Annotated in this window: 21 protein-coding genes; 15 read left to right on the forward strand and 6 right to left on the reverse strand. The window is 69.7% G+C overall.

Annotation, left to right across the window (positions count from 1 at the left end; translation table 11 throughout):
• Window positions 1-88 precede the first annotated feature (88 nt).
• The 4 genes from ACIBQ1_RS50935 (at window position 89) to ACIBQ1_RS50950 (ending at window position 3,333) form a co-directional block, all read left to right on the forward strand.
• The gene (locus tag ACIBQ1_RS50935) at window positions 89-610 is read left to right on the forward strand and encodes a MarR family winged helix-turn-helix transcriptional regulator (RefSeq protein ID WP_397289344.1); all 522 of its coding nucleotides are present in this window, start codon (window positions 89-91) and stop codon (window positions 608-610) included.
• 97 nt (window positions 611-707) lie between these two features.
• On the forward strand, window positions 708-1,376 hold the full coding sequence (locus tag ACIBQ1_RS50940) for an SDR family NAD(P)-dependent oxidoreductase (RefSeq protein ID WP_397289346.1): 669 nt from the start codon (window positions 708-710) through the stop codon (window positions 1,374-1,376).
• Window positions 1,377-1,390: 14 nt separating this feature from the next.
• A complete protein-coding gene (locus tag ACIBQ1_RS50945; RefSeq protein WP_397289348.1) occupies window positions 1,391-2,350 on the forward strand; it encodes an SDR family NAD(P)-dependent oxidoreductase in 960 nt (319 codons plus the stop codon).
• A gap of 179 nt (window positions 2,351-2,529) precedes the next feature.
• Window positions 2,530-3,333: a hypothetical protein gene (locus tag ACIBQ1_RS50950; RefSeq protein ID WP_397289350.1), complete on the forward strand. Its 804-nt coding sequence runs from the start codon at window positions 2,530-2,532 to the stop codon at window positions 3,331-3,333.
• Window positions 3,334-3,445: 112 nt separating this feature from the next.
• On the opposite strand, the gene ACIBQ1_RS50955 is transcribed toward ACIBQ1_RS50950, so the two are convergent.
• The gene (locus ACIBQ1_RS50955) at window positions 3,446-3,658 is read right to left on the reverse strand and encodes a hypothetical protein (RefSeq protein WP_397289352.1); all 213 of its coding nucleotides are present in this window, start codon (window positions 3,656-3,658) and stop codon (window positions 3,446-3,448) included.
• Window positions 3,643-4,218 (reverse strand): hypothetical protein, encoded by a 576-nt coding sequence (locus ACIBQ1_RS50960; protein ID WP_397289354.1) that lies wholly within the window; start codon window positions 4,216-4,218, stop codon window positions 3,643-3,645. The genes ACIBQ1_RS50955 and ACIBQ1_RS50960 overlap by 16 nt, the downstream gene beginning before the upstream one ends.
• A gap of 239 nt (window positions 4,219-4,457) precedes the next feature.
• On the opposite strand from ACIBQ1_RS50960, the gene ACIBQ1_RS50965 reads away from it, so the two are divergent.
• Genes ACIBQ1_RS50965 through ACIBQ1_RS51005 form a run of 9 tightly spaced genes read left to right on the forward strand, consistent with a single transcriptional unit; the run spans window position 4,458 to window position 12,734 of the window.
• On the forward strand, window positions 4,458-5,420 hold the full coding sequence (locus ACIBQ1_RS50965; RefSeq protein ID WP_397289356.1) for a DUF6772 family protein: 963 nt from the start codon (window positions 4,458-4,460) through the stop codon (window positions 5,418-5,420).
• An 8-nt stretch (window positions 5,421-5,428) separates the two neighbouring features.
• On the forward strand, window positions 5,429-5,767 hold the full coding sequence (locus tag ACIBQ1_RS50970) for a hypothetical protein (protein ID WP_397289358.1): 339 nt from the start codon (window positions 5,429-5,431) through the stop codon (window positions 5,765-5,767).
• A 30-nt stretch (window positions 5,768-5,797) separates the two neighbouring features.
• The gene (locus ACIBQ1_RS50975) at window positions 5,798-7,345 is read left to right on the forward strand and encodes an ABC transporter substrate-binding protein (protein ID WP_397289360.1); all 1,548 of its coding nucleotides are present in this window, start codon (window positions 5,798-5,800) and stop codon (window positions 7,343-7,345) included.
• 21 nt (window positions 7,346-7,366) lie between these two features.
• Window positions 7,367-8,422, forward strand: coding sequence for a LacI family DNA-binding transcriptional regulator (locus ACIBQ1_RS50980; protein ID WP_397289362.1), 1,056 nt, complete (start codon window positions 7,367-7,369; stop codon window positions 8,420-8,422).
• The gene (locus ACIBQ1_RS50985; RefSeq protein ID WP_397289364.1) at window positions 8,419-9,345 is read left to right on the forward strand and encodes an ABC transporter permease; all 927 of its coding nucleotides are present in this window, start codon (window positions 8,419-8,421) and stop codon (window positions 9,343-9,345) included. The genes ACIBQ1_RS50980 and ACIBQ1_RS50985 overlap by 4 nt, the downstream gene beginning before the upstream one ends.
• Window positions 9,345-10,199 carry an ABC transporter permease gene (locus tag ACIBQ1_RS50990; protein ID WP_397289366.1) on the forward strand — a complete coding sequence of 285 codons (855 nt, stop codon included), beginning with the start codon at window positions 9,345-9,347 and terminating at the stop codon, window positions 10,197-10,199. The genes ACIBQ1_RS50985 and ACIBQ1_RS50990 overlap by 1 nt, the downstream gene beginning before the upstream one ends.
• 2 nt (window positions 10,200-10,201) lie before the next feature.
• On the forward strand, window positions 10,202-11,191 hold the full coding sequence (locus ACIBQ1_RS50995) for an ABC transporter ATP-binding protein (protein ID WP_397289368.1): 990 nt from the start codon (window positions 10,202-10,204) through the stop codon (window positions 11,189-11,191).
• The gene (locus ACIBQ1_RS51000) at window positions 11,175-12,203 is read left to right on the forward strand and encodes an ABC transporter ATP-binding protein (RefSeq protein ID WP_397289370.1); all 1,029 of its coding nucleotides are present in this window, start codon (window positions 11,175-11,177) and stop codon (window positions 12,201-12,203) included. Before ACIBQ1_RS50995 ends, ACIBQ1_RS51000 begins: the two co-directional genes overlap by 17 nt.
• Before the next feature lie 3 nt (window positions 12,204-12,206).
• Complete coding sequence (locus ACIBQ1_RS51005; RefSeq protein ID WP_397289372.1) at window positions 12,207-12,734, forward strand: hypothetical protein; 528 nt, start codon at window positions 12,207-12,209, stop codon at window positions 12,732-12,734.
• Between the two features lie 39 nt (window positions 12,735-12,773).
• Here the strand turns inward: ACIBQ1_RS51005 and tnpA are convergent, their stop codons facing one another.
• Entirely contained in the window at window positions 12,774-13,202 is a 429-nt protein-coding gene (tnpA, locus tag ACIBQ1_RS51010; protein WP_397289373.1) for an IS200/IS605 family transposase, read from the reverse strand.
• A gap of 409 nt (window positions 13,203-13,611) precedes the next feature.
• Here tnpA and ACIBQ1_RS51015 point away from each other — a divergent pair, with 409 nt between their 5' ends.
• Both ACIBQ1_RS51015 and ACIBQ1_RS51020 read left to right on the forward strand, forming a co-directional pair.
• Window positions 13,612-14,538 carry an RNA-guided endonuclease InsQ/TnpB family protein gene (locus ACIBQ1_RS51015; RefSeq protein ID WP_397289375.1) on the forward strand — a complete coding sequence of 309 codons (927 nt, stop codon included), beginning with the start codon at window positions 13,612-13,614 and terminating at the stop codon, window positions 14,536-14,538.
• Window positions 14,539-14,924: 386 nt separating this feature from the next.
• Window positions 14,925-15,902 carry a hypothetical protein gene (locus ACIBQ1_RS51020; RefSeq protein ID WP_397289377.1) on the forward strand — a complete coding sequence of 326 codons (978 nt, stop codon included), beginning with the start codon at window positions 14,925-14,927 and terminating at the stop codon, window positions 15,900-15,902.
• 159 nt (window positions 15,903-16,061) lie between these two features.
• Here ACIBQ1_RS51020 and ACIBQ1_RS51025 read toward each other — a convergent pair whose 3' ends face one another.
• From ACIBQ1_RS51025 to ACIBQ1_RS51035, 3 genes are read right to left on the reverse strand one after another with little or no spacing between them, the layout of a single operon-like run.
• Window positions 16,062-17,909: a hypothetical protein gene (locus ACIBQ1_RS51025; RefSeq protein ID WP_397289379.1), complete on the reverse strand. Its 1,848-nt coding sequence runs from the start codon at window positions 17,907-17,909 to the stop codon at window positions 16,062-16,064.
• The gene (locus tag ACIBQ1_RS51030; protein WP_397289381.1) at window positions 17,902-22,233 is read right to left on the reverse strand and encodes a DUF6603 domain-containing protein; all 4,332 of its coding nucleotides are present in this window, start codon (window positions 22,231-22,233) and stop codon (window positions 17,902-17,904) included. The genes ACIBQ1_RS51025 and ACIBQ1_RS51030 overlap by 8 nt, the downstream gene beginning before the upstream one ends.
• The gene (locus ACIBQ1_RS51035; RefSeq protein ID WP_397289383.1) at window positions 22,224-23,888 is read right to left on the reverse strand and encodes a hypothetical protein; all 1,665 of its coding nucleotides are present in this window, start codon (window positions 23,886-23,888) and stop codon (window positions 22,224-22,226) included. The genes ACIBQ1_RS51030 and ACIBQ1_RS51035 overlap by 10 nt, the downstream gene beginning before the upstream one ends.
• Window positions 23,889-23,891 lie beyond the last annotated feature (3 nt).

Genomic DNA, 23,891 nt, shown 5'->3' on the forward strand with positions numbered 1-23,891 from the left:
GGTAAGCCGTATGCGGGAAAACCGCACGTACGGAATTGAAAGGGGGATGGGGAACCGGGCCTTCACGGCACCGCGCCCCTGACTACCAATGGACGACTCGCGGGAGACGCGCTGGCTCGATGCCGAGGAGCAGCAGAACTGGTACGCGCTCGCGTACGCGCTGATCCGGCTACCGGCCGCGCTGGACGCGCAGATGCAGCGCGACGCGGACATCAGCCACTTCGAGTACCTCGTGCTGTCCGGACTGTCGATGATGCCCGAGCGCACCCAGCGGATGAGCGAACTGGCCGTCCACACCGCCAGCGCGCTGTCCCGGCTGTCCAACGTCGTCATCAGGCTGGAGAAACGCGGCTGGGTGTCGCGTCGGCCGGATCCGGCCGACGGCCGAGTCACCCTGGTCACCCTCACCGAGGACGGCTGGGCCAAGGTCACCGCCGCCGCACCCGCGCACGTCGCCGAAGTCCGCCGTCTCGTCTTCGACCCGCTGACCAAGGCCCAGCAGCAGCAGATGGGCCGCATCGCCCAGCGCATCCTCAAAACCATCGACCCGCAGACGCCCCGCATCGAGGACTGCTTCCCCGAGGCCGCGCCCCCGCTCAACGGCGAGTAACACCCACACCAGACCCCGCCTGAGGATGCCCGCCGCACCCAGGCGTAGTTCGCCGCGCCCACAGGGCGTTCCCGTACGCACAGCAAGGAGTAGACGTATGCCCACCATCGCCATCGTCGGAGCCGGACCCGGCATGGGCCTGTCGATCGCCAAGATCTTCGGCCGTCACGGCTTTCAGGTCGCCCTGATCGCCCGCAGCAAGGACAACCTCGACGCCCTCGTGGCACAGCTGGCCGCCTCCGGCATCACCGCCGCGGGCTTCCCCGCCGACGTATCCGACCTTCCGGCGCTGGGCGCGGCGCTGGCCCAGGCCGCCGAACGCTTCGGCGGCATCGACGTCCTGGAGTACTCCCCGCACAGCGGCCTGACCATGGTCAACCCGCCGGAGGTGACCGTGGACAACCTCCAACCCGCGATCCAGCATCTCCTGTTCGGCGCGGTCACCGCCACCCAGGCGGTGCTGCCCGCCATGCTGGCCGCCGGCACCGGCACCCTCCTGTACACCACGGGCGGCGGCGCCATCGACCCGTATCCGATGCTCGCCACCGTGAACACGGCGCAGGCCGCCCTGCGCAACTGGGTCCGCAACCTGCACAACACCCTCGCCGACCAGGGCGTCCACGCCGCGACCGTGGCCATCAACCTGCTGCCCAGCGCCACCGCCCCCGAGGGCGTCCCGCACGCCGATCCTGATGACATCGCCCAGGTCTACTGGGACCTCCACACCCGCCGTGACAGGCCAGAACACCTCGTCACGGCCTCCTGAAAGGATCGCGACACATGATCCGCATCACCACGCCGTTCACCGCCACCTCCACCGCCGCCGACGTGGTGGCCGGCATCGACCTGTCCGGCCGCCGGGCCGTCGTCACCGGCGGATCGTCCGGCATCGGCGCCGACACCGCCCGCGCGCTGGCGGGTGCCGGCGCCGAGGTGACCCTGGCAGTCCGCGACCCCGCTGCCGGACAGCACGTGGCGCAGGACATCATCGCCACCACCGGCAACAAGCAGGTCCGCGTCGCCGCGCTGGACCTCGCCGACCAGGCCTCGGTCGCAGCGTTCGTCACCGGCTGGAGCGGCCCGCTGCACATCCTGGTCAACAACGCCGGGATCATGGGGGTCCCCCTGACCCGAACTCCGCACGGCTGGGAGCTGCATTTCGCCACCAACCACCTGGGCCACTTCGCGCTGACCACCGGACTGCACCCGGCGCTCGCCGCCGCGGGCGACGCCCGGGTCGTCTCGGTCAGTTCCTCACAACACCGGCTCTCCCGGGTCGTCTTCGACGACATCCACTTCGAGCGGCGACCCTACGACGCGCAGGCCGCGTACGGGCAGTCGAAAACCGCGAACGCGCTCTTCGCGGTCGAAGCCGCCCACCGCTGGGCCGGTGACGGCATCACCGTCAACGCCGTCATGCCCGGCGTGGTCCGCACCAACCTGATGCGCCACGTCGACCGTGACCTGCTGGCACGGTTCGAGGCGAGCGGAGCCCCCGCGCTGCCGTGGAAGACGGTAGAACAAGGAGCGGCAACCTCGGTTCTGCTCGCGACCTCACCTCTGCTCGCGGGAATCGGCGGCCGCTACTTCGAAGACTGCCACGAGGCCGAACCCCTGCACCCGGACAACCCCCACGGAGGCGTCGCCGCCTACGCACTGGACCCCGACCAGGCCGCACACCTCTGGCAGCTCTCCACCGAACTGCTCACCAGGCGATCGGATCCACACCCAGGTCACTGACCTGATCCTCAGTAGGTCTGTGGCCGCTCGGAGCGGCGCCGCCGGCGGAGAGCCGACCAACACGCCGGTCCCTTGAAGCGACGGTGACAACGAACACCCCGGCGTGGCGCCGCTCCTCATGATCGATTGTAGGGTGAGGCGTTCACTCCCATCCTCTCCGAACCCCCAGGAAGCGTCCCGTGTTACGTCGTCACCGTTCAGCCCTGCCCGCCCTGCTCGTCACCGGTCTGTACAGCGCCGCGCTGACGGTCGCCGTCGTCGTCGCCCTGATCTCTGGCGACCTCGGCCCGTTGTGGTGGCTGACGCTGTTCGCGTCCGTGACCGAAGGCGTCCCGGCGACAGGGGAGAACCTGCTTCTCCTGGTCCTGGCCGGGCTGTCCTGGGCATGGGGGATCTGGCAGATCCTGCGTGGGCCGCTGGCGGGGCCGCCGCCCCAGCAGGACCGGAACATCCTGCGGTTGCGCGTGGCGCTCTACGTCGCGACGGCTGTGACGTGGCTGCTCCACGTCACCGCGTCGTTGATCTGGGCAGATGCGACGGTGATCGACTCTGCGGCGATGTGGGTGGTCGTGCTGATGTTCATGCGGGTGTTGGGCCGCGACCGGCAGTACACGCGGGGCGCGGGGGTGCTGGGGTACGGCGGTTTCACCGTCATCGGCGTACTCGACCTCGCCGGCTGGCCCGTCCTGGACGGGGCGGAGCTGATCTGCGGCTTGGCCGCCCTGGCCTGGACGGCGCTGGTCCTGCGGGCCCAAGGGTACGACGACCGCTGGGGGACGGCGACCGTCGTGTACGGGATCGCCGCCCTGGTGGCGCCGATCTTTCTGGTACTGGCGGCTTTGCCGTTCCCGGACGAGGGAAGCGCCGTCGAGGCTCTCGGTGTGGTCTCCAGCGTCCTGATCATGATCTGGCTGGCCCGCTCCGCCCACGACCTTGCCGCCCCGCGCCGGCAACCGGCCGCCCAGACCACGTTGGGGGCATGAGCCGACGAGCAGTCGCCGGCCAATGGTCTGAGCTGCACGTTCTGGGCCGGCCGCGCCCGACACCTCCAGCCGGGCAGGGCGGGCGGGGGACGTCCAGGTAGCGGTTGGACGTTCACGGTCCTTCCTGGTGCGGGGTGGCGGTGAAGCGCACGCCGGTGAACGGGGCGCGCCAGGCGCTGACCTCGGCCGCGAGCCGGGCGGGCGCCGTGGCGGGATCCAGGGCGCGGGCGAGGAACGCGGCCAGCACCTGCATGTCGTCCTCGTTCATACCGATGCGGGTGATCTCCGGGGTGCCGAGCCGCAGCCCGTTCAGGTCCCCGGCCACCGGCTCGATGGGCAGGCCGATGCCGCACGCCAGCAGGTTGGCGGCGCGCAGCCGGCGGGCGGCGCGCTGCCCGCCGCCGTAGCGGTGAGCAGGCAGCGCGAACTGGTGCGAGCCGCTCGCACCGCGTTCGGCGGCGAACACCGGCACGCCCAGCGCCGGCAGGTCGCCATGAACGCGTACAGGTTGGCCAGTGCGCCCGAGCCGACCCGGACCTCGGCGTACCCGGCGTCGAAGACCTGCGCGGCCGGCTCGGCCGCGATGATCTCGATCCGTTCGATGGCCTCCAGCCCCGTCTCGTACTTCTCGCCCGGATGCCCGAGCGAGGCGCGCGGGCCGAGCCCGGCCGATAGCAGGGCCTCGGCCTGGGGGTTCATGACGTTCGACGCCGGGTTCAGATTGACGGCCTCGGTGCCGTGGATGCGCTCGTTCCACGCCACCAGCCGGCCGATCTCCGCCAGCGTGGCGGCGGGCGGCTGCCCGGCCAGGGGTTCGCTGACCTCGCGCGTCAGCCGTTCGCTGGCCCTCGACACCCACGGGCGGGGAAAACGGGCACGCATCATGGCGTCATCTCCCTGTTCGGCGCTGCTGCGGCACGACGATAGGCGGCCGACGGCGGCCGGCGCATCGGATCAACGGGCCGGTCGACGGTCAACGTGGGCATCCGTCCGGTCACGGTCGGGGCTGCCGAACCCTTGACATCCGCGGACCTGGCAAGTTAGCGTCCTCGAAACCTGGAATTAACGTTCACGTGAACGTTAATCCTGGTTATGGAATTTCTATGGGAAGGACGCCCTTGAGCGTGGAGACCACCCATGTTCCGGCCGAGGATCTCCGGCGCGCGCTGATCGCGGCGGATCCGAAACTATCCAAGTTCAACCCCCTGCCCCGCATTCTCGCTTTCGACGAGTTCAGCACCGGGACGCACGGCTGGTGCGAGCTGATCGGTAATCACGACGGCCATGGGAATCTCGACACGGTGGACGTGCACATGCGCGACTTCCGGCCGCCGCAGCTCAGCTCGTGCGATTTCTTCGACATCGGCACGCACGCCGCGATGAGCGGCAACTACGCGCTCAAGGTCGCCACGCGTCCGGTGACCGGCCACACGGCGGTCGCGATCCGCCGGCTGACCATGGCCCGGCGGGGCGTGGTGCAGTTCGAGACGTACTTCACCTACAAGAGCGAGGCGGCCACGGCCGAGTCCACGCTCGGCAACAGCTTCGGCGACATCGAATGGGACGGGAACCTGCACCCGTCGGAGGCCCAGTTCGGGGCGTTCACCGTGGCCACGGACCTGTGCGACGGCGAGGGCATCCGCTACCACTGCGTCGCCCGCTACCAGAACACCGACCTGGACAACCGGTTCACCAGGCGCTGGGTCTACCCCGTGGTGCCCGAGCCCACGCCCAGGGAGAACCTGCACAACCAGGAGAACCTCTCTCCCGTCGAGGACTTCACCGCCCCGAACCCCGAGGACTGGCGCCCGCTCGGCGAGGAGCCGCAGTATCTCTGCTACAACGAGGTCCCGACGAAGGTCAACTGGCATTACCTGCGCTGGCAGTTCGACACCAGGACCCGGACGAATATCGAACTCCAGGTGAACGACCGGATCATGGACATGCGGCACGTCCCGGTCCCGCAGTATCCCGACAAATACGAGGGCCTGGAGAACCTGCTCAATTTCTACGTGAGCGTGCGCACCCATTCTCCGGTACGCAACTTCCTCTTCCTTGATTCCGCACTGATTTCCGTGGATTGGTGAACACCGGCATGAGGCATGCTCTTACCGCCGTACTGGAGCGCAACACCACTTTCACCACCGATTTCGCGACCGAGCCGTACGAGGCCGGTTGGGCGGGCGAGGCACGCTGGTTCGTGCGGACCCTGGAGCTTGAGGGCGACGCACCCGCCCTGCGCCTGACCGCCCAGATCTCCCCGGACGGCCTGCACTGGTGCGACGACGACGAGAGCACCGCGCAGATCGCGACGGAGCCCGGAATGGTGTCCCTGCGGGTACGCGAGTTCGGCCACTGGCTGCGGTTGCGGGCCACGCTGACGGGCGGCGACCCGCAGGCGAAGGTGCTGATCTACCTGGCTCTCAAGAGCTGAGCCCCGGCAAGACCTGAGAAGGGAACGGACATGACAACATCGGAGGGAGTGGGCAGGCGGCGGTTCCTGACCCTCCTGGGAGCCGGGGCCGCCGGCGTCTCACTCCCTGCTCTGGTCTCCGGGTGCGCCCCTGGCGGCCCGGGGGCGGGGTCGGCCTCGGGGCGGAACCGGCCGTTCAGCGCCGCGTTCTACCAGGCGATCAACGACCTCGACCCGCACGGGGTGAGCGCGGTCGACGAGGCGTCACTGCTCGCCAACCGGCAGATCTACGACACGCTGGTGGCAAGGGACGGGGAGCAGATCGCGCCGCGCCTGGCCACGTCGTGGCGCCAGCCCGACGACAGGACGTGGGAGTTCACCCTCCGCGAGGACGTCGTCTTCCACGACGGCGCCAAGCTGACCTCGGCCGACGTCAAGGCGTCGCTGGAACGGCTGGTCAAGTCCGACGGGCCGCAGAAGCCCCTATGGACCGCGGTGGACGCCGTCGAGGCCCCCGACGCGCGCACCGTCAAGATCACCACCACGGACCCGCTGGGCACGCTGCTGGTGAACCTGACGCTCGCGTTCGTCATCCCGGCCGCCCAGATCGGCAAGGCCGACCTGTCGCGCAACGCCGTGGGCAGCGGGCCCTTCGCCGTCGAGGCGTTCACGCCCTCGTCCCAGCTCCTGCTCAAGCCCGCGCCCCGCTACTGGGGCGGCCCGGCCAAACTGTCCGGGCTGCGGCTGCCGTACATCCCGGAGGCCTCCACGCGCATGACCTCGCTGCAGAACGGCGAGGTGGACGTCACCTGGATCATCCCTCCCGACGAGCTCAAGCGGCTGGGCGGCGTCAACGGCGTGAAGATCGACAGCAAGCCGGGCGTGAACTACTTCCTCGCCTGGTTCAACTGCGGCCGGAAACCCTTCTCCGACCCGCGGGTGCGCCGCGCGCTCTACCACGCGCTCGACCTGAAGAGCATCGTCTCCAGCCTGTACGGCGACGCCGCCGCGGTCATGGACGCCCCCATCCCCTCGGCCGTCTTCGGCCACGCGCCCCAGCAGCCCTACGACCACGACCCCGAGCTGGCCAAGCGCGAGCTGGCCGAGGCCGGTTACGGCGCCGGCATCCGCACCTCGATGATGTGGTTCAAGGACACCGGCCCGCTGGCCACCGAGCTGGCACAGTCGATGATCTCGGCCTGGGCCAAGGTCGGCGTCATCGTCGAGCCGCAGCAGATCGAGAAGGCGGCCTGGCTCAAGCGCCTGACTGCGCTCGACTGGGACATCGAGCTCCAGGTCAACACCGTGACCACCGGAGACGCCGACTACACGCTCGGCCGGCTCTACACCAGCGAGGCCAACCGCATGGGCTACCGGAACAAGGAGCTCGACGGCATCCTCGCCAAGGCGCGCTCCACCTCCGACCAGGAGGAGCGCAAGTCGCTGTACGCCCGGGCATGCGAGATCATCTGGCGTGACGCGGTCGGCGTCTTCCCCGCGGGGCTGTCGGCCACGTACGGGCTGCGCTCCACGGTGACGGGATTCGTGGCGGCGGCCAACAGCCAGCCCGAGTTTCGCGCGGTGTCGACCGCCGGATGATCCCTACGGAACGAGAGTGACATGCGCGAGGCACGCCGTACCACTCTGAAGGACATCGCCGAGAGCCTCGGCGTCTCGGTGAACACCGTCTCCCGCGCGCTGGCCGACAAGGACAGCGTCGGCGTGGAGACGCGGAACCGGGTCAAGGCCGAGGCCGAGCGGCTCGGCTACGTGCCGAACGTGACCGCCCGATCCCTGGTCCTGGGCTCGGCGAGCACGCTCGGCATGGTCATCACCAACCCGTCCAACCCGTTCTACGCCCAGCTCATCAGCGGGATGGAGCAGCACTGCCGCCGGCACGGCTACTCCCTGCTGCTCATGGCGACCGAGGAGAGCCTGGCCAACGAGCGGCGCGCGGCCGAGGAGCTGCTGCGCCGCGGCGTGGACGGCGTGCTCGTGGTGACCGTACAGGAGGGGGCCGAGCACTGGCGGCGGTTCAGGTCGGCAGGCGTGCCGCTCGTCCTGATCAACCGTGACGTGCCCGAGCTGAACACCGACCTGGTCGGGGTCGACCACGTCCGGGGCGGCTACGAGGCCGCCAGGCACGCCGTCGCCCAGGGCGCCAGGAAGATCTACTTCCTGGAGGAGGACCTGCACGTCTCGTCGGTCGCCGATCGCGTCGAGGGCTACCGGCGGGCCATGGCCGACAGCGGGCTGCCCATCGAGCCGGACACCCTGATCAAGGTGCCGACCCGGCGGCTGGAGCAGAGCGCGATGCCGTGGGATCCGAGCGAGGCGTACCGGCTGGCCAGAGAGGTCGTGCGGACCGCCCGGCGGCCGATGGCGTTCGTGGCCGGCAACGACTACTTCGCGCTCGGCGTCTACCGGGTGGCGAACGAGGAGGGTCTGCGCATTCCCGAGGACATACTGGTCGTCGGCTACGGCGGCCACCCGTTCGCGCCGTACGTGATCCCCTCGCTGACCACCGTCGAGCTGCCCGCCGCCGAGATCGCCGTGTCGGCGGTCGACCACATGCTCCGGCGGCTGCGGGGACAGGCGCCCGAGGGGGCGCCGGAGCAGATCCTGTTCCCGCCGCGGCTGGTCAGCCGGGCGTCGAGCGGCGGGAGCGTCACATGACCGCCTTCGTCGGACGGCGGCTCGCCCAGGCGCTGCTGCAGATCTGGGGCGCCGTCACGGTCGTCTTCATCGCCCTGCGCGTGCTGCCCGGCGACCCCGCCGAGCTGATCCTCGGCAGCCAGGCCACGCCCCAGGCGCTGGAGGAGCTGCGCGGCCGGCTCGGGTTGCACGAGAGCCTGCCGATCCAGTACGTGCACCACCTGCGGGACGTCGTCACCCTCGACTTCGGCCGGTCCTGGCGGCAGGGCGTCAGCGCCTTGGACGCCTGCCTGGAACGGCTGGGCCCGACCCTGTCGCTGTCCGCGTGGGCCATGGTGATCACCATCGTGCTGGGGTTCGTCGCCGGGTCCTTCGCCGCCCGCCGCGCGAACACCTGGGCCGACCATCTGGTCTCGGTGTCCTCGCTGGTCGGCCAGGCCCTGCCGCCGTTCTGGATCGGCATCATGCTGTCGCTGATCTTCGCGCGGTGGCTGCAGGTCCTGCCGAGCACCGCCGACGGGACCATGGCCGGGCTGCTGCTGCCCGCATTCACGCTGGCGCTGCCGTTCGTCGGCTGGCTGGGCCGGCTCGTACGGACCGGAGTCCTCGAGGAGATGAACCAGGACTACGTCCGCACGGCCCACGCCAAGGGGCTGAGCCACCGGGTCGTCTTCTACGTCCACGTGCTGCGCAACACCCTGGTCCCGGTGGTGACCATGCTGGGCCTGCTCATGGGCTACTTCATCGCCAACGGCGTGATCGTCGAGGTGATCTTCGCCTGGCCCGGGATCGGATCGCTGCTGATCGACTCGATCACCTTCCGCGACTACGCCGTGGTCGAGGCCGTCCTCACCGTGATCACGGTCTGCTACATCGTGCTCAACCTGCTGGTCGACGTGCTCTACGTGTACCTCGACCCCAGGATCCAGTTGGAGAACGCCTGATGTCGGTGAAAGCCCCGAGCCGGTCGGCCGGGTTGCCGCTGCGGGCCCGCCTGGCGCTCGGGACCGTGCTGCTGTTCGTGGTGGCCGGCGTGCTCGGGCCGCTGCTGGTCCCGTTCGACGCCGCCAGTACCAGCCCCGTCGACCGGTTGCTGCCGCCGGGCACCCGCCTGTCCGACGGCGCCGTCGCCTGGCTGGGCACCGACCAGGTCGGCCAGGACATCCTGGCCGAGGTGCTGGCCGGTATGCGCACCTCGCTGACCGTGGCCCTGGTCACCGTGCTCGTCGGCGGGACGGCCGGTATGCTGCTCGGCCTGTTCGCCGGCTACTTCGGCGGCTGGGCCGACGGGATCATCTCCAGGATCGGCGACATCCAGCTGGCCTTCCCCAGCCTGCTGCTGGCCATCCTGCTGGCCGGCGTGCTCGGCCCGAGCATGATGAACGTGATCATCGCCCTCGCAGTCACCCGGTGGGTGATCTTCGCCAGGGTGGTGCGCGGCTCGGCGCTGGCGGTGCGCGACCGGGAGTTCGTGGACTCGGCCCGGGTGATGGGCGCCTCGCACGGGCGCATCCTCCTCCACTACATCCTGCCGTCGTGCCTGCCGCCGCTGCTCGTGGCGGCGACGGTGCAGGTCGGCCTGACCATGGTCGCCGAGGCGTCGCTGAGCTTCCTCGGCCTCGGCGTGCCGGCTTCCCAGGCGTCCTGGGGCGCGACGATCGCCGAAGGGCGCGACTACCTGGCCTCGGCCTGGTGGATCGCCGCCGCGCCGGGCGCCGCCCTGGCCCTCGTGGTGGTGAGCATCGGGATCCTCGGCGACCTGCTGCGCGACGCCTCCGACCCGATGACGGAGCTGTGACGATGGCAAACCTGCTGGAGGTCGAGGACCTCGCCGTGGAGTTCGACACGCCGAAGGGGCCGCTGCGCGCGGTGCGCGGGGTCTCCTTCGAGGTCGGCGAGGCCGAGACGCTCGCGATCGTCGGCGAGTCCGGCAGCGGCAAGAGCGTGACCGCGCAGGCGCTGATGGGCCTCGTGCCGCTGAACGCGCGGATCGCGGGCGGCCGGGTCGCCATCGAGGGCCGCGACGTCATCGGCCTGCCGGACCGCGAATGGCGCGAGCTGCGCGGCGAGCGCATCTCGATGATCTTCCAGGATCCGCTCAGCGCCCTCAACCCGTCCCTGACCGTCGGATACCAGATCGCCGAGATGTTCCGCAGGCACCGCGGCACCCGCCGGGCCGACGCCCGGCGGCGGGCGGCGGAGCTGATGGCGCAGGTGGGCATCCCGGACGCCGAGCGACGCCTGAACGACCACCCGCACCGCTTCTCCGGCGGCATGCGGCAGCGCGTGATGATCGCGATGGCGCTGGCCCTCGACCCCCTGCTGCTCATCGCCGACGAGCCGACCACGGCCCTCGACGTCACCGTCGAGGCGCAGATCCTGCGACTGCTGCGGCAGCGGCAACAGGCTCAGCGGCTCGGCATGATCCTCATCAGCCACGACCTCGGCGTGGTGGCGCGTGCCGCCGACCGCGTGGCTGTCATGTACGCCGGCCGCCTCGTCGAGACCGGCACCGTGGCAGAGGTGTACGAGCGGCCCGCCCACCCGTACACGCTGGGCCTGATGCGGGCGGTGCCCGATCCCCGCGACATCGGCGCCCCGCTGGAGGCGATCGAGGGCCACCCGCCCGACCTCACCGCGCCGCCCGCGGGCTGCGCCTTCCATCCGCGCTGCCCGTTCGCCAGGGACCTCTGCCGCACCGACGACCCCGTCCCGCGTGAGCTCGGTCCTCGCCGGGCCGGCGCCTGCCACTTCGCCGAGGAGGTGACCGCGCATGCCGGCCGAGGGTGAGCCGCTGCTGGAGCTGACCGACCTGGTCACCACCTACCGCCTGCGCGCCGGGATCGGCCGGCCGGGCGGTGCGGTACGGGCCGTGGCCGGCGTCAACCTGACCGTCCGCGCGGGCGAGACCGTCGGCCTGGTCGGCGAGTCCGGTTGTGGCAAGTCCACGATCGCGCGGACCATCGTCGGGCTGGCACGCCCGTCGGAGGGCAGGGTCCTGTTCGAAGGCCGTGACCTGGCCACCCTGCCCGCGAAGGAGCTGCGCAGGCTGCGCCGGGAGATCCAGCTCGTCTTCCAGGACCCGTACGCCGCCCTGAACCCCCGCATGACCGTCGCCGCCCTGATCAAGGAGGCCTGGCGGATCCATCCGGGGCTGGTGCCGCGCGAACGGTGGGACGAGGAGCTCCGTACTCTGCTCGACCGCGTCGGACTGCGCCCCGAGCACGCCGACCGCTACCCCCACCAGTTCTCGGGCGGGCAGCGGCAGCGCATCAGCATCGCCCGCGCGCTCGCCGTCAGCCCCCGGCTGATCGTCTGCGACGAGGCGGTCTCCGCCCTCGACGTCTCGGTACGGGCCCAGATCCTCAACCTGCTGCGGGAACTGCAGCGCGACCTGGGTGTCGCGTACCTGTTCATCTCCCACGACCTGGGCGTCGTCCGGCACCTGTGCGACCGGGTGGCGGTGATGTACCTGGGCAAGATCGTCGAGAGCGGATCCAAGGAGGACGTCTACCGCAGCGCGGCGCATCCGTACACGCAGGCGCTGCTGTCGGCGGCGCCCAGCCTGGACGACTGGCGGGACGGCGGCCACGGCGAGATCGTCCTGTCGGGCGATGTCCCCTCACCGCTGAACCCCCCTTCAGGCTGCCATTTCCGAACGCGCTGCTGGCGGGCCCAGGATCGGTGCCGCGACGAGGAGCCGGCGCTCGTCGACCGCGACACGGGTCACCCGGTCGCGTGCCATTTCCCCGAAGCGTCGGCAACCCCCGCGGCCGGTGGCGGCCGCCTCGTGAAGGAGTGATCCATGCCAGGCCGGTCCCTCTCACTGCTGACCGCGGGCACCGTCGTGGCCGCGGCCACGTTAGCGGGCGCCGTCCCGGCCTCGGCCGCGGCCACTGCCTGCGCTGACGCCCCCGTCCCCGCGCGCGTCACCACGACCGCCGTATTCAACGACCCGGCCGGTGGAGACCCGGCCGCCCTCGTGCGCGCGCTCTGCGGCCTCGTCCGGCAGACGCCCGCCGGGGCCCGCATCCAGGTCGCCCACTTCGTCATGTCGGGCGCCGCGGGCACCGAGTTCGCCGACGAGCTGATCAAGGCGCACCAGCGGAACGTGAACGTGCAGGTCATCCTGGACGGAGACACGCGCGGGGCGGCCGTCGCCGCCAAGCTCGCCGCCGAGCTGGGCACCGACACCGCCGCCGGCTCCTGGACGCACGTCTGCACCGGCCCGCCCTCCGGCGGCACCGCCGCGTGCATCGGCGACAAGGGCCAGCACAACAAGTTCTACCGGGATGTGGGCCAGTGCTCCGGCATTCACTCACGCCGGGGGTGAAGGCCCACGCGGGAAGGCGCTCCAGCGCCTGAGCGTGCCTTAAACCGGTCGGCTTTGCTGCTCGATGTACTGGCGCAGGACCGAGATCGGGGCTCCGCCCACCGACCCGGCGAAGTAGGAACCCGACCAGAAGCGTCCGCCCCACAGGTATTGACGCACGTGAGTCGGGTATTCCTGGCGCAGATAACGGGCCGAGACGCCCTTGAGGCTGTTGACCAGCTTGGACAGGGCGACTTTCGGCGGGTAGTGGATGAGGAGATGGACGTGGTCGTGCCCGCCGTTGAACTCGCGCAGCTCGACCTCGAAGTCCGTGCACACATCCCGCATGATCTCCTCGCAGCGGGCCAGCATCGCGTCGGTGAACACTCCACGCCGGTATTTCGTGACGAAAACCAAATGCGCGTGGAGGTCATAGACGACATGACGACCAGTTCGGACATCGGGATTGGCGTTCCATCGAGGTGACATAAACCAAATGATATGATCCGATCGTGGAGAGGGTGAAGTGGGTGCGCGCGCAGGTAACGCGCCTGAACCTCAGCCCGGCCCAATCCGGGGCGCTGGACGGTCAGGCGCACACCGCGCGCGCCCTGTGGAACCTGCTGCACGAGTACGTCACTTTCCGGCAGGGCAAGCTCGCGAGGCTCAAAGACTGCGACGAGGCGATCCGGGCGGCCCGCAAAGAGATCGACTGGCTGGGGCAACTGCCCGCCCAGGCAGCCCAAGCCGTATTGAAGATCTACCGGCAGGCGTGGGCGAACTTCTTCAACCCCGACCACCCCGCGCAGCGGCCCACGTTCAAGGCCAGGTTCCGCTCCCGGATGGCCGTGGACGTCCCCCAGGCCCGCGACCTGCACATCTCCCGGATCAACCGCAGATGGGGCGCGGTGAACCTGCCCAAGGTCGGCCGGGTGCGGTTCCGGTGGACGCAAGACCTGCCCGGCCTCACCAAGGGCGGTCCGGCCGGGCGGATCACCGGGGCTCGCCTGGTCAAGGACGCCCACGGGTGGAACATCGTGTTCCGCATCGAAACCCTCGCCGACCCACCCGCCCCACACCAAGGGCCGGCCCCATCGACCGGGGCATCACCATCCCGTTGGCCCTGTCCACCGGGGAGAAGATCACCCACCGCGAACAGTGGCTCTCCACCGCAGAGCGGGAGCGCCTGCTTCGCCTGGAACGCAAGGCCGCCCGCCAAAAAGCCCACCGCAAGCCGGGGCAGAACACCAGCACCCGGCTCAACCGCACCTACGACCAGATCGCCCGGCTCCGCGCGACAGCCAAGCGCCGCGCCCTCGACTGGCAGCACCAGACCACCACCGACCTGGCCGCCCGGTTCAGCGTGATCGTGGTCGAAGATTTGAAGATCGTGAACATGATGGCGTCGGCGGCGGGGACACCTCAGGAGCCGGGGACGAACGTCGCCCAGAAACGCGGCCTGAACCGCGCCATCGCGGGCGAAGCCTGGGGCCGTACCATGGAATTGCTGACCTACAAGTGCGCTGAGCGGGGCGGCCGGGTCGCCACGGTTCCACCGCACGGCATCTCCCGCCAATGCCACCGCTGCCAGACCACCATTCCCGGCAGCCGGGAGACGCAATCCCGGTTCGCGTGCAAGAACCCGCGGTGTGGGTGGATCGGCAACGCCGACACCAACGCCGCCCGCAACCAGCTTCATCGGTACACCTCTGCCGCCGGACGGGCGGTCACAGGACGTGGAGACTCCGGGATGCCGGGGCCTGTGAAGCGTCAAGCATCCTGTCCCACAGTCTCGCCCGCACCCGCGCCGCGAGCTGCTGCGTGAGCAGCACAGGAACCTCCGTCATTTATGGCGGAGAGCACGTCAACGCCAGTACGTGGCCAACTTTCGAACGCATGCGCGCCGTCGCACCCCTGGCCGGCTGATCCCGCGCCGGCGCCGGCCTGGTGGCGCTCTGCGAAAAGGCGCCTTCTCCGCTCATCACGGACCGATCCATCATCGCCACCTCGTCGCCGACCACGAGGCGATCCTGCGGTGTTTCGGCCACGTCGACGCGGAACCGGCGACCATGGTGCGGCACCACAGCCGGGTGCCCGAGGGCGCCTGCTCGGGGCGTTCGTGCCCGACAAGGCCGCCGTGACCCGTGAGCGAAAATCGCATTGCGGCCCTGCCCGAGTCTGCGGTATTGATCGCCAATGTCGTTGATAAGGGTGATCAGCGCAGTCGCCGACCTGCTCGACAAGACCTCCGGGATGCGGATGGGAAAAGCGTGGGAGGACCCCGCGCTGGACCTGGCTTTGCCGCAGGTGAAAGCAGGACGGTTGCACCACGGGCTCGAACTGATCAAGCAGGCCCGCGGGAACAACGAGCTGCGGGCGCTGCGCGTCGAGAAGCTGGCCGAAGCCGCCGGCGCGCACACCGGCGCGCTGTCACGGCAGGCGCAGGACGACCCTGACGCCCTGCTCTGGCTCGGCGCCGCGCACATCAAGCACGCCTGGGACATTCGCGGCGGCTCCTTCGCCGAGTACGTCGGGGCCAATCGGTTCCAGCGCTTTTGGCAGGTGCTGGCGGAGGCCGAGGCCCCCCTCCGGCAGGCGGCGCAGGCGCTGCCCAAGGACCCCGTGCCCTGGGACCAGTTGCAGTGGCACGCCATCGGCATGACATCCGGCCGGGACGAGCTCGACAGCATCTGGAAGGAGCTGACCGCTCGCGACCCGCACCTGTACCCCGGGCACTACGGCCGCGCCCAGGCCCTGTGCGCGAAGTGGTACGGCTCGCATCGAGAGCTTCTCGCCTTCGCCCGCGAAAGCGTGGCCTCCGCGCTGCCCGGCGATCCGGTGACCGCCATGCTGGCTCTGGCGCACTTCGAGATCGCGTGGAGCCAGGACCGCGACTCCGACCGCTCCACTCAGGACGGTCTGGAAGCGTACTTCGGCGACCCGGAAGTGGCGGGCGCGCTGAGCCGGGCGGCCGACAAGTGGCGAGAGGGCTCCCGGCCGCACCCGCGTTCCCTGGACGCCGCCCATCTGTTCGGCGCCGCCTTCTATTTCGGCGGCCACCTCCGCCGCGCGCAGGGCCTCTTGGGGGAGGTGGGCAGGCGGGTGCCGGAGGTCCTGCCGTGGGCGGCCGCGTCGCTCACCCCGGGCCGCCGCTACGCCCGCGCGATACGCGACCTCGGCCTCACATAGCCTTCGCCGGACAGAGCCCCGCCCCGCCCGGAGCTGGTCGCCCCGACGGACCCTTCGGATGCGCCCGTGCTCCTGCGGTCCCACCCAGCGAATCAGGATGAGCCGAGGTCACGGAGGTCGGCGGCCTGACCGTCGAAGACCTGCGGTGACCCGGGTTCGCTAGGTGGTTGAGGAGGCGGCTCCCGTGGTGCGATCGGGTTCCGGCAGGAAGGTGACGCGTTCGGCTGTCTCGATCATCTGGAGGGCGAAGTCGCCCGAGGTGAAATCCGCCCGGCTGGTGTGGAGCGAGGAGGCAATCGCCGACACGAGGTCCCCGATGGGGAGGGTACGGCGGGAGGTGAGGCGAAGTGAGACCGTCGGCGCGTGGCCGCCGCCGGGGGAGCGCAGAACCTTGGAGAACGTCGTCCGGTCCTCGGACACGCCGACCGCCGCATGCTGGGATTCGGGGGCGTGGTGCACGTCCAACCGGGCCAGCAGGCCCTCGAAGAGGCAGAGCAGGATGTTGGGTGAGAGCCGGTCGGAGCGCAGGAGCGGAAGCCGGGTCCGGCCATCGGTGTCGGCGTAGGCGTCGATGAGCAGGCCGGGGTAGCCGGAAACCAGGTCAGAGCGAATCAGTGCGCCGCTGACCTGCGGATACGTCAGCCCCAGCGGATAGGAGGAGTCGAGGACGGCGTCGGCCTGGGTGAGCCGGCCGACGCTGTAGGCGCCGTCGACCAGACATCGCACCCACTGCTGGTCCAGCCCGAAAAAGCGGATCGTTTCGACGGGGAGCAGGCGCTCGTCGGGGATCAGATAGCCGAAGGGAATGCCCTGGAGCCGGCTGAGCCCGCCGAGCCAGTTCCGCGCGGTCTGGGGGAGGACGGCGTCGATCTCCGTAACGGACAGCGGGTAGTCGTCGGCTTGGCCCATCGCCCGTTTGTGGTTCTGGTCCCGGCGGCGGCGCCACTGGTAGAGCGTGGTGGCCGCATCGGGGCTGCGCAGGGTGAGCAGCCGCCCGAGCTGCCAGGCCGCGGCGTAGCTGACGTCGAACATGCCGACCTGGGGGTGGAAGCGGAGCAGGGCGTCGGCGGTGCGGACGGGTGTCAACGGCACATCATCGCTCGCTGTCGGGCCCGTCGCCAGCGGTCCCCGATACCAGGCGATACTGCGCCCGCCCTGGCGCAGCCGGTGCCGCGCGGGCAGGAAGCCTTGGCTCAGAAACGTGTCCGTGAGCGGCTCGCCGCTGTCGGGGAGCCGGAAGGTGCCCGGGTCGTCGGCCAGCCGGCCGGCCATCCACCCGAACGTCTGCGCCTCGTCCACGCAGGCGAATCGCCAGCTCGCCAGGGTGACCAGGCGGACCAGCGGGCCGGTGCCGTAGTCGAACACCGGCGTCGGCGATGCGGCCGGAGCGTGGAACCGTCCTTCCAGAGAGACGAGGTGGACGGTGGTGGAGACGCCGGGTGCGGGCAGGCGGGCCGCTGTGATCACCGCGGCGGCCTCGCCGTCGCCCTCGCGTACATGGGCGAGATACCGAAGCTCGTCGTAGCTCGGAAGGAGCTCCGCCAGCAGTTCCTTGGGGACGTCGATGACCGTCACCTGGTCGGCCGGTGACTGGTGTGACTCACGCTGTACGGCCGGCAGGTCGGCGAGGGTCACCACGGCCGGTTCCGGGCGCTCGTCCTCGGAGAACACCAGGAGCGCCAGCCAGGGCGGCAGGTCGTCGCCGGTGCCGCCGGGGTCGCGTTCCCAGGGCAGGGTGGGCCGGTTGAGCGCGATGTGGGGCAGCACGCTGCTGTGCTCGCCGAGGCTGCCGTCGGGCGGGAACATCTCTCTGATCGCCGACGGCGCCAGAGAGAACCGTTCGCCGGCGATCGCGAAGGAGCCGGTGGCGGGGAAGCTGTCTTTCCCGATGGAATCGAGGAAGATGTCCTGCTCGACGGTGATGTGGTAGGTGCCGCTCTCCAGCGCGGGGCGCCAGTGGGAGGCGAAGCTGACGCGGGGCGTGCCGGTCGTCTGTGTCTCAGGCATACGAGGCCACCTCCGGGATCTCGTGGTATTGGGCGATGTCGAAGCCGTGTAGATCGAGCTGCGCTCCGGCGATCAGGGCTTGGGCGATGCTCGCGCGGGCGGCCACGACCCCGGGCTCGGCCAGGCTGCTCATGATCGCGTCGGCACGCGCGCGTGCCGAGTCGCCGGTCGAGGTGAACGGTGGTGGGGCCGCCAGGTCGATCGCCCCGTACGCGTCGAACAGCGAGCCGGCCGCCTGGAGCTCCGTACGGTCCAAGGAGGGCGGGTTCGTGGGCTTCGACGCCGCGATCGGCCGGATCTGGTAGCCGGTGAGCATCCCGGAGACCAGGCGGGGATCGCTGATCGAGGGGGCCAGTTTGGTGCCCCACAGCGCGAAGGGCAGGTTCTTGCGAACGGGCGTGAAGTCGAACCGGTCGAGGTCGACCACCTGGCCGTCCTTGGTGATGGTGATGCGGTGGGTGACCGCGACCTTGTCGGGGCCTTTCCCGGTGGGGCCGATGCCGAACTTCGAGGGCGCGCCGCCGAGCGGCAGCCCAGAGCCTGCGCCGGGTCCGTACAGGGCCACCGTGCTCGGGACGACCGAGTCGGTGGTGATCACGAGTCCGGCCGGGTCGGCGACCCCGAGGTCGATGCCTTCCACCGCGTTCCCCGAGGCCTGCTGGGTGTCGCTGCTGAGCGAAAGCGTGAGGATCGTTTCAGGCAGCAGAGCCGTTCGGAACTCGGTCCATGACAGGGCCGCCGGCGGGCGCTTCTTCTCACCTCCGAAGGAGATCGTGAAGGAGATCACGCTGAGGTGGATCTTGGCGGTGCCGGTGAACTCCGGGCCCCACAGCTGCACGTCGGTGCCGACGTGCGCGTTGATGGTGTGTTTGCCGAAGAACGAGTACGTGTAGCTGACCCCCACGCTCACGTGCATCGAGGCTTCGTAGTGGTAGGGCTGCCAGGCGATGAGGAAGTCCATCGAGGCGTCGAACCAGGCGCGCAGCGACCCGTCGTGGTAGGTCGCCGTCAGGCTGCCGCCGGCCATGAGCGCGCCGGGGGTGAGCGCGTAGTACGCCGTGCCGGTCAGCGAGAACTGCCGGGTCACCTGCCAGGAGAAGCTCAGCCTGGGCACGGCCGGGTAGTGCGCGGGGACGGGGAAGTGCGGATGGTATCCGCCTGCCGTGACCACGAAGTCGCCGTCGTGCTCGCCGGAGAACCAGGTGGAGAACGCCAATCCTCCGCTGAGGTGGCAGTCGCGGGACAGCACGAACGAGTTCCTGGTCAGCTGGGCCGACGCGGTGAGGTAGCCGTCCTCGGGCACGAAGGTCGCCCGCAGCGCGAGCTGCACTTCCGCGATGGACGTCTTGTTCGCGGACGTGGCGTTGGGGGCGGGCAGAATGAGCGTGGACAGACCGAGCAGATCCATCTCGAACCGGTGCCCGAACGCCGCCGTGAGCAGCACGAACGAGTCGATCATCGCGAACGAGGTGAAATGCACTCCCGCCGCCAAGAAGCTGTCGCCGAGCGCGGGCGGCAGATACGGCGCGAGCGCCTCCAGTTCCCCGGCCAGGGTGGTGCCGGCCGGCCGGGTACCGAGCGCCTCGGCGACCAGGGGGAACGTCGCGATGGCGTCGAGAGCCGGTGGCACCAGTTTCCGGTTGTAGCCGAACCCGGCCGCCAGCCCCTTCACGAAGAAGAACGGCGGCCCGCCGATGGGATCGTCCAGGTAGGCGTAGACGAACAACGTCGGGCCGCCTTTGAGCACCTTGTCGGGAAGCTGAGCGTAGGAGCCGAGCGCGGCCAGGCCGAACTCCTCCGTCTTGATCTGCGCCCCGCCGCCGTAGGACGGATAGGACGTCCCGTCGTACTTCACCGCCCCTTGGAGGAAGGCGCCGTCGATCTCGACCGGGCCGGAGGCATAGGACAGGCCCAGGCCGGTCAGGTCGAACGCCGGGAGGGCGGCCGGGTCCGACAGCGCCAGGCCGGCCTCCAGCCCGTTCAGCGAGAGCGTCAGACCGGCCGCGGTGATCGCGGCATCGAGCAGCACCGCGAGCCTCGGCTCGTCGCCCTGCCGGTAGGCAAGACCGACCCGCTCGATCTGCACCGGCCCGAACCCCCGATGGATCTTGACCCACTTCACGTTGTCACCGGTCTGCGCCTGCCCCTGGTCCGCAGCCCCCGCGGTCGCCGTCGCCGGCGCTGCCGGGGCGTCGGCCACGGGCAGGGCGAGCGGCTGCTCCAGCGAGCCCAGTTTGAGTACGCCGTCGATCGCGAAGCCCGCCGCGATGTCGCGCTCCGGCAGCGGGGAGATCGTCTCGGGCCGCATCGCGTTGAACGCTCTCACCTGGGCCTCGGAGAGAGCCGCGGACGCCGCCGTGACGCGCAAGGGGGAGACGCCCATGCCGCCGCCGAAGTGGTCGCCGACCAGGGGCAGCTCGGCCAGGTCGATGGTGGCGTCGATGTCGACCCCGAACAGGTACGCCCTGCCACCTTCTGCCGTCTGGTCCAAGGCGAAGAAGGCGTCGCGAAGGTCGACGGTGAGTGTCGCGGGGATGTGGTCCGCCGCCGTCGGCGAGAACGCCGCGACCAGGTTCCTGACGCCGGGCACGGGGCCGGTGTCGTCCGTCCGCGAGTAGGTGGCCGCGAACCGCTTGCCGGTGGCGCCCGCGTCGAAGTGCGCGTCGAACCGCAGGTCCAAGGTGCCGTCGTCGATGGGCACGGTCACGTCGAGCCGTCCGTCGAAGGTGGCGGCATATTGCGCATCGTTCCGAACGGTCTTGATCGTCGCGACGAGCCGCACCGGAACCTCGGTGATCCGCATGTCGCCCACGCACACGAAGTCGAACGCCCCGGTCCCGCTCGTGTAGGAGACGCCCAGCCGTTTCAGCGTCAGGGTGCTGATCGCTTCGGGCACGCCGGAGACGCCGAACTTCGCCGCCAGGTCGGTCACCAGGTCGCCGATGTCGAGAGCGGAACCGGGCCCGGTGGCACCCCTGAACGTCCATCCGAGGGGCTCACTGCCGTAGTCCGCCTGAACGAGTAGGTGGATGGACGCGCCGATGTCGATCGCTCCGTGCACGGCGCAGGTGAAGCCGCCGGTGCTCGTGTAGCCGACGACAACGTCCACGCCCGCGATGTCGATCGGTCCGGCCGCCCAGACCCGGTCCACGGCGAGCTCGGCCAGGTAGCGGCCGTCCGCCGGCCGGGCCAAGAATCTCACGTCCGCGATCCGCGTCTCCGGGTCGATCCCCTGGGTGGGCAGGCCGAACGAGCTCAGCACCTCGATCAGCGGCACCGTCGTGCCCCCGGCGAGGGCACCCCGTACCTCGAGCTCGGGCAGTCGCACCGCCACTTCGAGGGGGAGCTTTCCGAGGGTGAGCCGGCTGACGACCTCAAGGTAGTCGAGCTCGGCCTGCTCCGGCCCCCAATAGAAGCCGATCTTGACCGCCTCGATCGCGAGGTCGAACGCCGTCAGGTCGAACCCGACCGACCGGAAGGCGGAGCTCACCTCGGCGCCCGGGTTCTCGGAACCGCCGATCCAGTCCGCGAGCGCGGCCAGGCCGGGGAAGGCGGTGCCCTGCGATGGTTTCACGTACCCGTACCAGTCCTGCCCGACCTGCATACCGACGCCCACGTCCAGCTCCACGTCGTCCACGGTGATCCGGCCGGCGAGCAGCACCCCGTACGAGCGGGTGGAGAATGTGGCCCGCATCTCGACCCTGTCGAGGGTGAGGACCGAAGGGATGATCGTCCACGGATTGGCGGCCGGGAGCGGAATGTCGGCCGACAGGTACGCCTCGTCGGCGGTGTTCGGAAAGAAGGTCAGCTCGAATCCCGACACCGGGATGGACACGGCCCGATCAAGGAAATCCAGGCCGGGCGGGATCGAGAAGGGCAGGGACTGGCCGGGCTTGCCGAGCAGGAGCAGGTCGGTGGGAGAGACCTGGAACGCCTCGGGCACCTCGGCGGCGAGCTCGACCCGCCACGCGCCGGGCGTCTCAGGACGGGAGGTGACCGTGACCGGTGTCGTCGTGGACGCGCTGAGCGGCATGACCCCGGTCGCGGACGCGGTGACGGCGGCGGCGTCGGACACGACTAGCGTGATGTGGTCGAGAGTGATCGCGACGCCGGTGAGCCCCTGCACCGGCCAGACATCGGCCGATGGGCCGCTGATCGTCAGGGAAACATCATCTGAATTGAGCGCTGCAGAGAGGGTGATCCCCTTATTGGGGGTCACGGTCAGGAAGTCGCGTAATTCCTGAGGCAGGTTGTGGTCGTCTGCCATGAGCTGCAACGGGTCGGGGCGCCCGGAGAGATAATCATGGAGCTCTTTTAATTCCATGGCTCATCCGATTCTAGAGTGTAGGTTTCTACGATGATGGTGTCGGTCCGCGGAATTTCGTGCTCATTCAGGTAGGAGATCAGGAGTTGCACGAGCGTGTTACGGTCGAGGGTGAATGATTGTGCTTCGCTGATCAACAGCATGATGTCGCCGCGGACGCGTCCGGGGGCGCCGTGCGGCACAGTGCCATTGCCACAGGGCCGTGATTTCCCAGCAGTCGCGATCGGGGACATGTACGTCGAATAAAAGAATTGCACGGAGTCCGCCGCCTGCAGGCGGTCCACCACCATCTGCGACGGATTCTGGACCAGGGCGGGGCCGTTCGTGATGAGCGCGGCATGCGGCAGCGCGTCGCGGAGAAATTTATGGCTCGTGGACGTGCTGGATCCATGGTCTCCCCACTTGACGGACGAGAACGGCATGATTTCGTCGTGGTTCGCATGGAGCCTGCACAACATGCCTTTCGTCACGATGGCGTCGGCGACGCGTTCCGAGACGGCGGCCGGCAGATCCGCTGCCGTGTAGTGGAAATAATCGTTGAAACGCACGACCAGGCCGATGCTCTGCCTTTCCGCCCCGGTGAGGTTCGGCACGAAGGACCGCCTCGTGGCAGCCTCCGCGTCCATGACCTGCCCCCCGGCGTAGGCCACGAAGACCGCGGGCACGCCGTCGAGAACTTGGTCGCTCGGTCGCGCGTTCCAGAAGATCTCCGCACCCACCGCCGGGTTCTCGACGTGGGCGCGTGCGACCCCGGGCGGGACCAGCAAAGGCCGATCGGAGATCTGCTCGCCCTCGGGGAACGGCAGGTCGCCGCCCACTGCAGTGGTCAGCTCCCTGGTCTTGTTGGCGTAGGCGGTTGTGCTGTTCATGACGGGGCCCATGTCGATGACCTGCGTCGTGGTGTAGGCGTCACCCGTGTCGAAGCGCAGGTTCGCCGGCGTCACCGGGTGGAGCGTGACCTCTAGCAGGGTTTTGCGAACCCCCGGTTTGACGGCCTGCTGAGCGATCAGGGTCGGCGCGCTGCCGCCGTGTCCCTCTCTGATGAACGCGTCTCCCACCGCCAGCCCGGCGGCCCACGCGATCTCTTTCACCAGGGCGGGATCGAGGACGAGGAGAGGGTTGCCGTTCACCGGCGCCGGCTTGTTCGCATCGAGGTACTGCCAGGTCTGGTGCAAGGCGGCTTCGTCGGTCATGCCGGCTTTGATCTGGCCGCGTGCCTGCTGGGCCAGGTTCTGCGTCCACGCCCGCGCGCCGACCGCGTTGCCGAAAGGCTTGTCGTATCCGCCCATGCATACCGCGTAGGCGCCGGCGGTTGCGCCGGCGACCTGCCGGCCCGTATCGATGCCGGCTGCCCCCTCCCGCACGGCGACTTCGGCGAGCGTGGTGGCGAAGCTGGAGACGTTGTCGGCCACGAGCAGTCCGGCCACTCCTTGATAGTGCTCGTCGTTGTAGCTGCTCACCACGATCTTGTCGAGCCGGGGGATTTCCAGGCGGTCGAGCTTGCCTTTCACGTAATCGTGCACACGTAGGGCGGATGTCGCGGACCCGCCGTCGATCAGCATGCTTCGCGAATTTCCCTCATCATCGCGCGCGATGATGAGGGAACTGTCGCCATATCCGACGTCCATGATGTCGATGAATAGATTCCAGGCCATGAG

Origin of the sequence: Nonomuraea sp. NPDC050153, assembly GCF_044460125.1 — a bacterium.
Classification (GTDB): domain Bacteria; phylum Actinomycetota; class Actinomycetes; order Streptosporangiales; family Streptosporangiaceae; genus Nonomuraea.

Coding starts and splice junctions, on each gene's coding strand:
- ACIBQ1_RS50935 (WP_397289344.1), top strand. CDS start 89: ATGGACGACTCGCGGGAGACGCGCTGGCTCGATGCCGAGGAGCAGCAG.
- ACIBQ1_RS50940 (WP_397289346.1), top strand. CDS start 708: ATGCCCACCATCGCCATCGTCGGAGCCGGACCCGGCATGGGCCTGTCG.
- ACIBQ1_RS50945 (WP_397289348.1), top strand. CDS start 1,391: ATGATCCGCATCACCACGCCGTTCACCGCCACCTCCACCGCCGCCGAC.
- ACIBQ1_RS50960 (WP_397289354.1), bottom strand. CDS start 4,218: ATGATGCGTGCCCGTTTTCCCCGCCCGTGGGTGTCGAGGGCCAGCGAA.
- ACIBQ1_RS50970 (WP_397289358.1), top strand. CDS start 5,429: ATGAGGCATGCTCTTACCGCCGTACTGGAGCGCAACACCACTTTCACC.
- ACIBQ1_RS50975 (WP_397289360.1), top strand. CDS start 5,798: ATGACAACATCGGAGGGAGTGGGCAGGCGGCGGTTCCTGACCCTCCTG.
- ACIBQ1_RS50980 (WP_397289362.1), top strand. CDS start 7,367: ATGCGCGAGGCACGCCGTACCACTCTGAAGGACATCGCCGAGAGCCTC.
- ACIBQ1_RS50985 (WP_397289364.1), top strand. CDS start 8,419: ATGACCGCCTTCGTCGGACGGCGGCTCGCCCAGGCGCTGCTGCAGATC.
- ACIBQ1_RS50990 (WP_397289366.1), top strand. CDS start 9,345: ATGTCGGTGAAAGCCCCGAGCCGGTCGGCCGGGTTGCCGCTGCGGGCC.
- ACIBQ1_RS50995 (WP_397289368.1), top strand. CDS start 10,202: ATGGCAAACCTGCTGGAGGTCGAGGACCTCGCCGTGGAGTTCGACACG.
- ACIBQ1_RS51000 (WP_397289370.1), top strand. CDS start 11,175: ATGCCGGCCGAGGGTGAGCCGCTGCTGGAGCTGACCGACCTGGTCACC.
- ACIBQ1_RS51005 (WP_397289372.1), top strand. CDS start 12,207: ATGCCAGGCCGGTCCCTCTCACTGCTGACCGCGGGCACCGTCGTGGCC.
- tnpA (WP_397289373.1), bottom strand. CDS start 13,202: ATGTCACCTCGATGGAACGCCAATCCCGATGTCCGAACTGGTCGTCAT.
- ACIBQ1_RS51015 (WP_397289375.1), top strand. CDS start 13,612: ATGGGGCGCGGTGAACCTGCCCAAGGTCGGCCGGGTGCGGTTCCGGTG.
- ACIBQ1_RS51025 (WP_397289379.1), bottom strand. CDS start 17,909: ATGCCTGAGACACAGACGACCGGCACGCCCCGCGTCAGCTTCGCCTCC.
- ACIBQ1_RS51030 (WP_397289381.1), bottom strand. CDS start 22,233: ATGGAATTAAAAGAGCTCCATGATTATCTCTCCGGGCGCCCCGACCCG.
- ACIBQ1_RS51035 (WP_397289383.1), bottom strand. CDS start 23,888: ATGGCCTGGAATCTATTCATCGACATCATGGACGTCGGATATGGCGAC.